The organism is Cohnella suwonensis (assembly GCF_042655365.1).
Taxonomy (GTDB): Bacteria; Bacillota; Bacilli; order Paenibacillales; family Paenibacillaceae; genus Cohnella; species Cohnella suwonensis.
In genome coordinates, this window is record NZ_JBHSMH010000082.1 from 65,318 (window position 1) to 78,890 (window position 13,573).

The 13,573-nt window shown below is 55.1% G+C and carries 7 protein-coding genes; 5 read left to right on the forward strand and 2 right to left on the reverse strand.

All coding sequences use genetic code 11. From position 1 onward, the window contains the following. Position 1 precedes the first annotated feature (1 nt). On the reverse strand, positions 2-7,648 hold the full coding sequence (locus tag ACFPPD_RS19930) for a SpvB/TcaC N-terminal domain-containing protein (RefSeq protein ID WP_209748160.1): 7,647 nt from the start codon (positions 7,646-7,648) through the stop codon (positions 2-4). A 467-nt stretch (positions 7,649-8,115) separates the two neighbouring features. Here ACFPPD_RS19930 and ACFPPD_RS19935 point away from each other — a divergent pair, with 467 nt between their 5' ends. From ACFPPD_RS19935 to ACFPPD_RS19945, 3 genes are read left to right on the forward strand one after another with little or no spacing between them, the layout of a single operon-like run. After that, positions 8,116-8,892, forward strand: a complete 777-nt coding sequence (locus ACFPPD_RS19935; RefSeq protein WP_209748158.1) for a hypothetical protein — start codon at positions 8,116-8,118, stop codon at positions 8,890-8,892. Between the two features lie 6 nt (positions 8,893-8,898). After that, positions 8,899-11,121 (forward strand): sensor histidine kinase, encoded by a 2,223-nt coding sequence (locus tag ACFPPD_RS19940; protein WP_209748156.1) that lies wholly within the window; start codon positions 8,899-8,901, stop codon positions 11,119-11,121. Then, positions 11,102-11,737 (forward strand): response regulator transcription factor, encoded by a 636-nt coding sequence (locus tag ACFPPD_RS19945; protein WP_209748154.1) that lies wholly within the window; start codon positions 11,102-11,104, stop codon positions 11,735-11,737. Before ACFPPD_RS19940 ends, ACFPPD_RS19945 begins: the two co-directional genes overlap by 20 nt. Positions 11,738-11,756: 19 nt before the next feature. Here ACFPPD_RS19945 and ACFPPD_RS19950 read toward each other — a convergent pair whose 3' ends face one another. Then, positions 11,757-12,098: a MerR family transcriptional regulator gene (locus ACFPPD_RS19950; protein WP_209748152.1), complete on the reverse strand. Its 342-nt coding sequence runs from the start codon at positions 12,096-12,098 to the stop codon at positions 11,757-11,759. A 165-nt stretch (positions 12,099-12,263) separates the two neighbouring features. Here ACFPPD_RS19950 and ACFPPD_RS19955 point away from each other — a divergent pair, with 165 nt between their 5' ends. Together ACFPPD_RS19955 and ACFPPD_RS19960 are read left to right on the forward strand one after the other, a co-directional pair. Further along, positions 12,264-12,497 (forward strand): tautomerase family protein, encoded by a 234-nt coding sequence (locus tag ACFPPD_RS19955; RefSeq protein WP_209748150.1) that lies wholly within the window; start codon positions 12,264-12,266, stop codon positions 12,495-12,497. Positions 12,498-12,500: 3 nt separating this feature from the next. Beyond that, positions 12,501-13,517: a zinc-binding alcohol dehydrogenase family protein gene (locus tag ACFPPD_RS19960; protein WP_209748148.1), complete on the forward strand. Its 1,017-nt coding sequence runs from the start codon at positions 12,501-12,503 to the stop codon at positions 13,515-13,517. Positions 13,518-13,573 lie beyond the last annotated feature (56 nt).

The window sequence follows — 13,573 nt, forward strand, 5'->3', positions numbered from 1 at the left end:
CCTACTCAGCTGCGTAAGTCTGATACAAGCCGTAGGAAAGCCCGCCGGTCCAGAGCGAGTCGTAAATGAGATTCCACATCGGCCGCCAATCCCACATGGAACCGAGTACGGAGTCGGGTAAGACTCCCGACCATCCGAGTTCCCGACTATATGCTCTAGCTTCCAACCAGTATTGGGCAAAGCCCCTTCCGGGGATGATCCATGAGCGCAATGTGGATCTGGCTCCTAATCCGTGATACATCAATTCAGGGCGCGTCAGAAAATCCCGGACGTGCATTCGCTCGTGTTTAAGCGTCTTGCGGAATTCACTGCCCTTCAAGCTGTCCACGATGTCGATGGAGGGTCTGAAATACCGTGGCTGCTTCACCCCTAATTTGCCGAGCAGCCCCGTGCGGGGGTACAACTGCCTCGTCCTGGCTGGGTAAGCCTTGCCAACAATGCCCTCGCCCAGCGCCCCTTCGGGCACGATGCGCGGATTCACAATCGGAATCCGGGGAGGCCTGGCTTTCCCTTTGAAGGTAGAGGTAGCCGTTTTGCCAGCCGATTTCCCCGTGCTCTGCGCCATCGCCGCTCCTGACTCAGCGACCGCCGAGGCAGCCATTTTGCTCTCCGTTCTCATGGCTGCGATGGCCGCCTCAGTCTCGAGAGCAGCGGCGGTTTTCACAGGTCCGGTACCCGGCGCGATCGCCACCGTCGTTTCCAAGAAAGCGATAGAAGTATCTTGAACCGCGTACAGACCTTCGACGAAAGCGTCTCCTGGCTCACCCGCTTTCGCCAACAGATACCCCCTGGCCGAATGTTCACCGAGGCTCTTACCACCGTTTAATAGGACGTGCGGAATGTTGACGATCATACGTCCGGATTCTTCTGCAAAGGCCAATGGCAGTGAAGCGACAGCCAGAACACCGAAGGCACCCCGCTCCCAAGGAGAATTGTTAGGGTTCACTACCCCATCCCATGCCTGATTGTAGCTGGTGTATACCATGCCCGGTTCGGCGTATAAAGAATAGTCCGGTCCAGACACTTGCGGAATGTCATATGCCCGTATGATCGGCTCGTCGTCCGCGCCCGAAGTCCCCGTCGGGTCGCTGAGTCCGATCGGATTCCCGCTGACGTAGGCGTACACGTTCAAGCCGTCGCCGGTCCCGATCGGATCGGCGGCCGTCCAGCGGCATAGCCAAGGCGCATAGTAACGAGCACCGTGATCATAGAACCCGGTCTCCTCGTCTCTTTCTTTTCCCGTATACCGATATCGCTTGCGCGGCACTTCGATATCGGTCCATACTGCCTGACAGGAGGTGCCTCCGTAGGGATAATACTCTTCATAGCTGATGATCCGTGCCTCTTCGTCCAGCTCCAGGGAACAGGATTCGAGCCTCGCGCTCATCTGGTATCGAACAAGCTGCTCCGGCGAGTTATCGGTTCCTTGCGATCTCGTTTCCACCAGTGCGATTCTTCGCTCATCGTCCATGACGTGGAGCGTCTCCCGTTCCAGCGCGACTTGCTCGCCATCGCCTCCATACTCCCGGTAAACCTCGAAACCGCCGAGGTAGAGCCGCTCTTTCTGCCGCGTCCCGTTCAGCCGCTCGATCACTTTGCGGACGCGTTGTCCGCTCGAATCATAGACGTAGTAAGCCGTGCCGCCTCCGCCCAAGTTCACCTTGCGAAGCTTGTCGGCATGATCCCACGACATTTCGCCGAGATGAGGCAGGGATGTCATATTCCCGTGCTCGTCATAACCGTACGTTTCCATCACGCTGCCCGCGTTCGATCCCGACAACCGATTGTTGAATCGCGAACTTTCCAGCAAGCTCCTCTCTTCATAACGGAAAATCCGCTGCCAAGACCCGCTGCCCGTTTGATGTATCAGATGGGTGAGGTTGCCGGCGTCGTCGTAGAGATAGAACTCGTGATACAACCGCATTGCGGAGCCGTCCGACGGATGCGGCAGGTTCGTGCGGGGGCCGTCGTCGTAATCGGCGTGCGGCCGTTCCGCGAGGCCGATATGTTCGCGGCCCTTGGCTTCGGTCAACCGGTACAGCGCATCGTAGTAGTAATGATTGCCTGCCGAAACGACCTGATTGTTGTAGAAAATGTCCTGTCGCGCGGCATCGTGGACCAAGTGGATATTTCCGACGGGGTCGTACGTGTAGCGAAGATCCTGTACCGTGTCCGCAGCGCGTTTGGTCACGATTCTAGACGTCCGGTAAGTCTCCGGATTGTACTGATAGGTCGTCGTTGCGCCGTTGCCGTACACGATCCGCTGCCTCTGGCCTTTCTCGTCGTAGTCGAGCCGTTCGACGAACACCGTCTCCGGATTTTCTTGCCCCCGGATGCGAACATGGACCTGTTCGAGCAAACCCGCCCCGTTGTAAACCGGTCTGAGGACGCTTCCGTCCGGGGCGGTCGTCAGGATCGGACGGTTCAAGGCGTCGTAACGGTTATGCGAATGGAACGATTCATTTTCGAGCCGAAGGTTCAAAGCATCCTGAAGCTTTTCCCGCAAATCGGCTCCCGTCATTTTCATTTCCAGTAAAATCGATTCGGCGGAGGACCAATCGGTCTGCCCTTTGTAATCCTTGGCTAATCTTCGGGAGCTTGACAGCAGGTTTCCTTTAAATTCGTACGCCATCTCCTCTCCGGTCTGCGGGTTGGTGCCGACGTTCACGAGCGCTCCTGCACCGTCGAGCACCATCCATACTTTGCCGCGCAGGTTCAACTTGCCGCTTACTGGAACGCCAGCTTCATTCAGCCGGGAGTCCGGATGGGCTTCCCCGTATACGGTTCTCGCAATCAAGAATTCGGTTCCGTTGTCCTGCTGAACATAAACCGCGAGCGGCCGCCTGAGCGCATCGTACGTATACCGGTAATGGAAGCCCCGGCTGTTCCAGCTATAAAGCGCTTGTCCGTCGGCATGCATGAACGCGAGCCGGAATCCGGCGTCCATCCCGCTTTCGTGTAAGGTTCGCCCGGTCATGTCGTAACGCATCTCGGTGACGGTTCGTCCGAGCGCATCCTCCGTTTTCTCCGATCGTCCTAGCACATCCGGGTAGGTTCGCGTGTCCAGGAACCGGTCGGTTCCTGATGCATCTTTGCCGTTATCCGCCACCGCCAAAAACGTTTGCCCCAGGTTATCCGCATATGCGACGGTCGGCGTCGCGGCATGTCTGGCAGCGCGGACCGCCGCCATGTACTCTTCTGCCCGGACAGTGACCTGTCCCGGGATCGGCTTGCCAGTGACCGGATCAAAGTCCGGCCACTTGGCTTGCGCAAGCTCCGGCACCATCCTGGCGGCGTACCACGTCGGCAAATACTCTCCATCGGGCAGGCTTCGGAAATACCCCCCCACATCCGGATCGTCGGCCGGATGAAACGCGGGATCCGGCAATTCGTGCTGGTGTCCGCCCCGCGGATCGTACCGGAACGACGGGTGGATCGTGTCGTTGGCATCCCAGCTTATTTGCCTCCACGGGTCGAAAACGACTTTCTCGTACGAATGGTCCGGATGGATCGTGACGACCGCCCGGCCGACCGGATCGTATAGCACGGTCGTGCTGACGCCCTGTTGCTTAACCTCATAGCCGTGATTCTTGCTGAAAAACGGCTCGTAGCTTTTATAGGCTTTGCCTTTGTTGTTGTAGACCGTCCAACCGGTTCCGATCCATCGCTCCGCCGACGACTTACCATCCACCTCTCCCGGTTCCGCTTGGTTTTTGCTTTGTACGGTTCTGCCGAAGCCGTCGGAATAGAGGAATCGGACGCACGTTCTTGTCGTTCCGCCCAGAGGGAGATCGGCATCGTGCGTCTCCCGGGTGAACGTGCATGCAACGTTCGGCTGCGGATGTTCGTTACCGCTTGTCCTAAGATACCGTTCCATGTCGTAAACTGTTCTGGAGGATGCCCGGGCAAGCCACTGATGCGGTTCTTCCAGCGGATGCTCCATGAGGTGCAGGATGGTTGCGTCGTCCAAATCGGCCAGAAAGCCGTCAAGCGTATCACCGGCGGATTCTCCATCCTTACCTGAGACTGCGGTGCCCGTAACCATGCCCAGGACATCAAAGCAGACGCCGGAGCGGTTGCCGTTCAGGTCCGTCATTCGGCAGGGCTGCAATACCCGGTAATCGTTCTCGCAGTTCACCGTATTTCCGAGCGGATCCACGCTTCGGACGGCCAACAATCCATACCGATCGTAATTCACGGAGGAAGCGTTACCAGCGATATCGATAAAACCGTCAGGCAAGAAAAACCGGTTTTCCGCACCTTCCGAATATGTTGCCGTTCCCGACGGAATCCACCAGTGAGGATCTCCGTCGAATCGGACATACCCGCCTTCATCCAGCAGCAGTCCCACTGCCTCAATATCCGGGTAGCATTCCGCCAACATGCCCGGCGTAAAAGCCATCTGATAAGAGGCGTAAGGCAGTGCCAGCGACTCCAGCATGCCTGCGGGGAGCCCACCCGACAGGTCGTTCCGGCGGAATCGCGTGCGAGTTCCGGCCAGTAGCCTTTTTTGCAACGTTCCGTCGGGCTTCTCTTCGTGAGCGATTTCCGTGGCAGCATCGGCAGCAATCAGTACTTCCACCCATGGCAGCCGCACCCCCGCCGCAGGCAAGCCGGTCAGTTCGTAGCTGCGCGTTTCGTATACGACCGGGAGCCGAAACGTGCCATCCTGATCGATCCCGTTCGTATGCCGGTTTTCCGTGAGCACGATATGCATCGCGGCTTGTTTGGCCTGATCCTCCGGACTTAGAGCGGGGTCGGCGATCCTGCGTCCGTAGCCGATCGCCGCGCTGCGTACGACGTTGCCATAAGAGTCCGTTTCCAGAGTCAATTGGTGACTGATCCTCGGATCCGCCGGATTCCTCTCCAAGTGGTAATCCATCGACTCCCACCCTTGGACGCGAATAACCGCGTTCCGATAAACGCCTTGCGGCTGCAAAAGCTCAGCTTGGTAACTTCGCTCCGCTATGGTGTAAGGCAGGCCGCTGCGCTCCGTCCCATCCTCCGCGTACACCTCTTGGCGAAGCATTGATCCTCTGAGCGCCCGGCAAACTTCCCGTTCTTCCTCAACCGTTAAGCCGGATGGCAGCGGCGTATCGGGCAGCAGCAACCGGTTGGTCGCCGCTTCGGGAAGCCCGGACTCCCGAAAGTACTCGGCTGCATACTTGCGGGAGACCGTATCCCGCTCGAAATACGCGCCAGTATGGTGCCAGGTAATCGTCCTGACCGGGGGAAGGCGGGGAACCGCTGCGGTGTCCGAGGCAAGCCCGAAGGCTTCCGTATCCCACTGATCGACCCTGCCGAAGCCATGGAACTCCCGCTCTTTCCTGTCATAGTAGCCGTGGCGGTACGCGTACCGGGTGACGACCCGGTTGCCGCCGATCCGGTCGATCGTTTCCACTTGGCTCACGACATGCACCGGAAACGGCAGCTGCGTCACCCAATCTAGCCCTTCCAACCGGTCCTGCAAAAAAAACCGAGTGGAAGGAGCATAACGGATATGAGTCTCCGCTCCCATGTTATTGATGACTGCAGTCATCAAATGCGGTTTGGTGCCGCCAGTCAAGTCGATATATTGGATCGGCCTTCCCTCATCCGAAGGCAAGGACGACGACCATACGAGACATCCCGTCCCGTTTCCGAGCAAATCGACCACGTCGATGCTCGTATTGGGGCTGTTATACGAAAGCGAGCTTATCAGCTGGGTTTCGCTCCAGCCGTTGCCGGCCAGATTCAGCCAAAACCTGATGTCATTTCCCCCCAAATACAGTAAGTCTGCGGGTCCCGAACCGTCGAGATCGTACAGCCGGATCCTTTGCCGGTCAAATCCGTCCGGGAAGTCGAACGCCGGCGAATCGTTCATCGTCATCTTGGCGCCGAACGTTCCGTAGCCGAGATTGGGCCAGTAACACACTTCCCCGTTCCGGATTCGGACAATGTCGGTTAGACCGTCCCCGGACATGTCGGCCAGGAAGATCGATTGCGTCTCGTCAGAGAACACAAGCGCGGGACCTTTCTCTTCGTCGTCCCATACGGGTACCCGATCCCCGGCATCGAATCCCTCTCTTCCCAATGATTCATAAACGGAGAAGGCATTCTGCTCCGTTACGAGCAAATCCGGTTTCCCGTCGCCCGTCACGTCGATGTAGCGCAAATTCGGATCGTTCCAGTCGATGTTCGGCAGAGCGGCGAATGAAGTGAACCTTCCCCAGCCGGCCTTCGTTTCCGAATCGTGTTCGTGATAGCCTGCAGATGGTCCGCTGTATTGAACGGCGTATCTTCCGCCGTCCCCGTCCAGATCGGTCAACCGCCAGCCGTTTTCATTCAATGCAACCGCGGAAGGTTTCACCGCGACTTGATCCATCGGGGAGAATCGGCCGCCTCCCAAATTCCGTTTGTAATACCAAGCGTCATGGTGTTCCGTTAAGATGCCGGACAACCCTTCTCCATACAGATCCGTCCAGTGGGAACCGCGCCCCCGAAGTCCTTCGGGCATATTTGCCATGGATGCTTCATCCAGCGTCTGAACGGAGAAATCGAGGCTGGATCGGGAATACTCGTACTGAACCGGCGGCATCGATTTCTTGACGTAACTGCCGTCCGCCTGCCTGATGTATCCGCTTCTCGTAACGCTTTTCAGAAAGGATAGCGCTTTCCCTTCCTCGTAAGAAAACTCATCGGAACGGACCAAACACGGGGTTTCTCCTAATTCCTCGAAATGATGAAACATAAGAATCCTTCGGCATAAGCGGTATGTTCGGATCTCGAACCCCGCGCGGTTGGTCGAGAAAGGATCATGTCTGCAGGGCCAAAGCCGGATCTCCTCTTCGGTCGGCCGAACCGGATCATGTTCCCCGTAATCCAGTACAACGGTAAACAACCAGCCCTCCCGTTCATGCGGATTCCGATTGCCGTACCGGATCGTCTTCAAATACCTGTTCGCATAGCCGATTCGGTTTCTTTCGCTGGGCGATCCGCGATCGATCCCTTGGCCGTTTTCCGGCTTATACCCGTAACGGATAACGTTACCTTTGTCGTCCGACGTTTCTTCTAACAACCACTGATAGACGCGTTCGGGGTGCGACGGATCGCTAATCCTTCCATTTGCCGAAAGGCCGTACAAGCTTGTCACGTTGCTTCCGGAGACGACTCTCCAATACGACTCCCCCGTCTCCCGATGTTCCCATCTCTCGATCCGAGACGGTGATGCTTCGACGCGCGGTCGGTATCTGCGTACTTCATAATGTCCTTCAATACGCAGCTCCTGTCCCGCGAACGGCACCAGCTCTTCCATCCCGGAAAGCAGGAACGCATCCGACTCCTCCGCATCCCGGTAACGCGGCAAACCCTTATCCGTCTTACGCGTCACGGACGAGGCGGTCAAGTTCCAACCCAGACCGAATGGACCGTTGCCTGCGCCCGAGTCGTACGTCAGGGAGAGTTCGGGCGAAAACCCCGATCTTCCCGGCGTCAGGCTCAGCGGAACCGCTGCAGACGCCGTCCCCGTCAAGCTGCGGACCGAGAACTGTTCCCCGATCCCTCGAACGGCACCGCCGCCCTTCGGCAGCGTAATTCCCGGAAGCGGACTGTGCCCCTTATCGGAATGGCCGGTCGGATACGCACTCTTTCCAGTATCGCTCTGCTTCATAAGCGATCCTCCTCTTCGACATTAACGAACATCTTGGTTGATCATGAATCGTCTTCCGGAACGACATATGCCCTGCCCTCTACACGGAAGCTCCCGGCAGCAAGCTCCCGAGCAGATGTTCAAAATCTTGCGGTTCACATGCAATCATCCATTCTCCATTGGGTTTCCCTCCATTTTCCATGGTAATATTCCCCTTATCCCATGCACAAGGGCCGTTTTCCCGGATCGATCGGGAAATTGCTAGGAAGATTTTTCCGAATTGGATTCGCGGGCGAAGACAGGTAAATCAAAAGAACCGACGGAATTTATTTCCGTCGGTTCTTCCTATTGAGACGAGGACTCTGGTAAGCTAGATTCGGATACGAATTTCCCGAAACCTTTCCCGACGAGTTCGGGAATGGCCCTCTATTCACATTGAACGCCTCTCGTTAATCTTGAATCATAACGTTCGAGAGGGGAAATGCGAAATGAATACGGCCATGCCGGTCGCTCAGCCAGGGCGCTGGAAGCGCATCGGCTTTGTTGTTGCCGCGGTATTGTTTACGTTGTTCGGTTTTGTTGTTCTAGAGGGGGCTATAGAAGCCATGGCGCCTTGGATTCCGGTATCGAACATGCCGGATTCCCATAGTTGGCTTGCGGCGTCGCACGGTACGCTGTTGGCATTCTTATTCGGCGGCAGCTTGATCGCAATGCTTCGTCGGCCTTTCGAGAAGCCTATGCTGCTCCATTTCTACGCGGTCGGCCATCTCATTTTTCTGGCGACGTTCGCGATCACCGCTCCGAAGCTGGCATTGGAAAAAGCTTTCGTGTTCGTCATGTTCTTCCTTGTATTGTCGGTCCTATACTCGTTCTACCACAATCGGGCATTAGCGGTCAGGCTTGAATCGTCCGCCGGGTACTCCCGCCCGCTCGTATGGTTGACCGTCGTTGCGGCAGTCATCCTGCTGCCCGTAGCGATCCATGCGTGCATTCAACAATTCTCGGAAACCGGCGAGTATTTCCGTTGGGGCGAACATGGCGCGATGCTCCTTGCGTTAATCTACGCCGGCTTTCTGACGGCATCGCAACGACCGGGCTCATTGGCTCTCGGCGTGATTGTTAGCATGACCTATGCTTATCTGGGTGCCGCTGCTCTCGCCGTTCCCGAGCATCCGGGGAGCTGGGGCATCGCGGGAGGACTCGCTTCCTTGGTTTATAGCCTCGTCTATGCCGTTGTTTTACTATACAGTAAACGTGCCAGGTGACACCCTATGAATGATTTGCAAGAGCCGCCGACTCAACCCATGCAAAGCAATCGCCGCCGGAATACCCGGTGGCTGTTTGCATTGTATAGCGGAACCATTGCCGTAAATCTGTTTCTAACCGTCTGCTATATCGCGTCGTTGCCTTTTTATTACCGCTATCTCAAAGATTCGTGCTTCGGCTCGACGGATGGATGCGCGAATATGACGATCAGCGTCATGCCTGCAAGCTGGAACGAATTATTCGGATTTACCGCATCCGGCTTTGCGTGGTTTTATATCGCGCTCGATCTGTTTTTTTATTTTTGTTACGTGTTCGTAGCCGCGTTGATTCTGTTGCTGAAGCCGAAGGATGTCCTTGGTTTTATTACGGCATTCACGCTGATCAACTTCGCGTTCGGGAATCAAATCAACATGCAGTGGGAAGGATCGTCGTTACTCGTTCCTCTCGCCCAGAACGCATCGCTGGTGGGCTTCATGTGCTTCGCGCTATGGTTTCCTAGCGGCCGCATGACTCGCGACTGGCTGCCATGGGTCGCGGGAGCTGCTTTTCTGGCTCGGAGCGTTCCCTATTATTTGCCGTACCCGGAAATTCAAATCGAACGATGGCCTCTGTGGTTATCGCTCTGTTGGGTGATGTTATTTTATGGTACGCTTTCGTACAGCCAATTCACCCAGTATCGCGAGAATGCAACATCGGAAGCAAGGCATGCCATTGGCAAGGTTGCTTACGGATTTATTGGTGCTTTTCTGGCGTTAATATCCGTCAGTCTGCTTCTCCTAGTATGGCCCGAATATTATATGGCGGATGTTTTTTGGCTGGATCTTACCGTAAGGATCATTATGCTTCTCATTCCGTTTTCGCTCGGCTCCGCTCTGTTGAAACATCAATTATGGGGCGTACCGCCCGTCGTACGCAGAAGTTTCGTGTACGTGGCTTTGCTGGCGGTCGTGTTCGGCATCTATATGGCAACCGTGTGGTACCTTTCCCTTGTGTTCCGGACGGAAAGCGGCGTGTTTCCGTTATTAGCGACAGGGTTGGTCGCAGTCCTGTTTTCTCCGATCAAAGAAGGCTTGGATAAACTGGTCAACCGGTTGGTGTACGGCAAACGGGAAGATCCGGTTTCGCTGTTGATCGGATTGGGCGATCGGCTGAGAGAGCCTTTTAACTCCGAACAAGTGCTGCAGGCAGTCGTCTCCACCGTAAAAGAAACGATGCAGTTGCCCTATGCTTCCATCACTTTGTTTCTTCAAGGGCGCGAGTTGGACGCGGCCATCTCAGGCGTTCCGCGCGACTCTCAAGCCGTGCGGTTCCCGCTTGTCATGGGCGGAGAGGAGCTCGGAAGCTTGTATGCTTCGCCGCGCGCGCCCGATGAACCGTTTACCGAGGCGGACTACAGGCTTCTCCAACTGCTCAGCAGGGAATCCGCGAGAGTCGTCCACGGATTGAAACAGTCGCTGGATATCGGTCAACTCATGCAGGAGCTGCAAGCGTCGAGAGAGCAGTTGATCTTCGCAAGAGAAGAGGAGCGGCGTTCCATACGGAACAACTTGCATGATGACTTAGCGCCTCGGCTAGCCTCGCTTGCGTTAAGGGCATCGGCGGCAGGGGATTTTATGCGCAAGGATCCTCCTAGGGCCGTGCGAATAATAACGGAACTGGAAGAGGATATCCTCGACACGGTAAGGGGAATTCGGGAATTCGTCCACGATCTGCGACCGCCGGCCTTGGATCAGTATGGCCTGGCGGAAGCGATTCGACAGCGAGCGGATCAATTGATGCAACTCCATTCCGAGCACGGGGATGCTCCCGCAGGGCATATTCGCATGAAAGTAGATTTGGCGGATTCGTTGCCGCCGTTACCCGCTGCCGTTGAAGTCGCGGTGTATCGCATCGTAACCGAATCGCTGGTCAATATCGTGAAACACTCGCAAGCCGATGAGTGCCGGGTGACGCTCGCGGTACGAATGGGAAGAGGAAAAGAAGAACTGTTCGTGGAAATCCGGGACAACGGCATTGGAATACCGCGGACGGACATGCAAGGTTTGGAAGATAATAGAGGGGCCGGGGCCGGAGTCGGCTTGGCATCCATCAAGCAAAGGGCTGCGGAACTGGGAGGCAGGTGCCTGATCGAGCCTGTAAAAGGGAGTGGAACCCGGATCACGGCCTGGTTGCCGCTGCAATTAAATCCGGATTGGAGTGTAGGCCATCATGAAAATATTAATCGTTGACGATCATCCGATGTATCGCAAAGGCGTGAGAACGATTCTGGAAACGGCAGACGACATGGAGGTCGCGGGCGAAGCGACCAATGGCCTCGAAGCCATCTCGCTCTGCGATCAAATATTGCCGGATGTCATGCTTATCGATATCCGCATGCCCGGAATGAATGGCGTGGAAGCGGCCAAACGGATCAAAGAAAAGCACCCAGCAGTTCAAATTCTTTTTCTAAGCATGCATCATGATGATTTATCCGTCATCACCGCGATGAAGACGGGGGCAAGAGGTTATATTCTTAAAGATGCCGACAAAGAAGAAATCCTGCGTGCCATCCGAGCCGTCGCCGCGGGAGAAGCCATCTTCAGCCGCGATGTGGCGACCCGGATGATCGACTATGCGACCAAGCCTTTTTCCCAAATGGATTCCTTCACCTCGCTTACCGCTCGAGAGAAGGAGGTCCTTTTCTACATCTCCAAAGGGTATTCCAATGTCCAAATCGGCGGGGAGATGGGATTGTCCGCGAAAACCGTGTCCAATTACGTAGCGTTGGTGTTGAACAAGCTGCATGCCGCGGATCGTAACGAGGCTGCGCGGATGGTCGAGAAAATGAAGAACGACACGATGTGACCGTAGTCGTTGTTAATCGTTATTTTTCCTGACTGTCTTCCGTGCTGCGCTTGGCCAGCTTCGCGAACACTTCGTTAACATTCCTCATTCGTTCCTCGACCTTCTTTGCCGCCGCATCCAAGGTATAACCGTCATCCATTAATTCCTTGACCAAAACGATTTTTTTGATGTTCAGATAGTCGTATTTCCTCGTTGTCCCTTCACCTTCTTTGGAAGAATGAATAATGCCCTTTTCTTCCCAGTATCGGATTTGTCTTAGCGGAACTCCCGTAATATCCGATACTTCCCCGATTCCAACCACCAATTTGCCTAATAGATCAAAATCCAGCAAAACGTTCACCGATTGTTCGTTTTCGTTCATGATAGGCCGCCTTCTTTTTGTGTTCTCTTGAAACTATATTACGATAAGCATCGCCAACTTACAATGCGCATTAACTTATTGACAATCATTGTAGATATGCTACAATTAGCGAAGCTAGACTACATTGTAAAAGTTTAGCAATCAAATATAAGGAGTGAGGTTTTTATGCCAATCATCAATATCGACTGTTGGGAAGGCTTTAGTCCGGAGCAAAAAAAGCAATGGGTGAAGGAATTGACCGACGTTACGGTAAATATGTTCAACCTTCCGCCCGATAAAGTGCTCGTTATTTTGCGGGATACGCCACTAGCCAACTGGGGGCAAGCGGGAACGGTTGCGACGGATCCGGAGTTTTTGCAAAAGAGCCGAATCACCGAGAAGCAAACCCGCTTCGTTTAAACCATGAAAGCTATCGGTTATTATCGTACGCTACCCATTACCGATCCCGAATACCTCATGGATCTCGAAGTGGAAAAGCCCGTTCCGACGGGCAGAGATCTGCTGGTAAGCGTAAAAGCCATTTCCATGAATCCTGCCGACGTCAAAAGCCGGGCCGCGAAGATGGATGAAAGGGACACACCTAGAATCATTGGTTGGGATGCGGCAGGAATCGTCGAGCAGGTCGGTCTCGACTGCGAGCTGTTTAAGCCGGGGGATGAAGTTTACTATGCCGGCGATGTCGATCGTCCGGGCTGCAATAGCGAGTTCCATCTGGTCGATGAGCGAATCGTGGGGAGAAAGCCGGCCAGTCTGGATTTTGCGCAGGCCGCAGCCATGCCCTTAACATCGCTGACGGCTTGGGAAGGATTATATGACCGCTTGGGAATCAGCCGCAACGAGCAGAACAATTGGAACCAAACGATTCTGATCATCGGCGCCGCTGGAGGGGTCGGATCCATTGCGACCCAGCTTGCCAACCTTTCCGGTTTAACGGTCATCGGAACGGCATCCCGGGAGGAATCGGTCCGCTGGGCCAAAGATCATGGGGCGGACTTCGTCATCAATCATAAAGAAGCGTTCGTCCCGCAATTGAAAGCTCTTGGTTTGGAGAATGTCGATTATATCTTCTGCTTGAATGACACGGCCATGCACTGGGAGAATATGGCCGAAGCCATTGTTCCCCAAGGAAAAATATGCTCCATCGTACCAACGAATCAACCTGTTAACCTGAATGCGATCTTTTCCAAAAGCGTCTCTTTCCATTGGGAACTGATGTTTACCCGAGCCAAGTATCGGACGGAAGATAGGATCGAACAGCATCATCTGCTCAATGCAGTCGCCGATTTGATCGATTCCGGAGAACTGAAGACATCGATCACCCAGCGTCTGGAACCGATCAACGCCGTTAACTTGCGAATCGCGCATGAGAAGGTTCTTTCCGGTGAAATGATCGGCAAGCTTGTGTTGGAGAATTTCTAGGCTCTCTCCGTCGGCTTAGATCGTCGAGAAACCCGCGAGCACTTTGTATCCGAAAA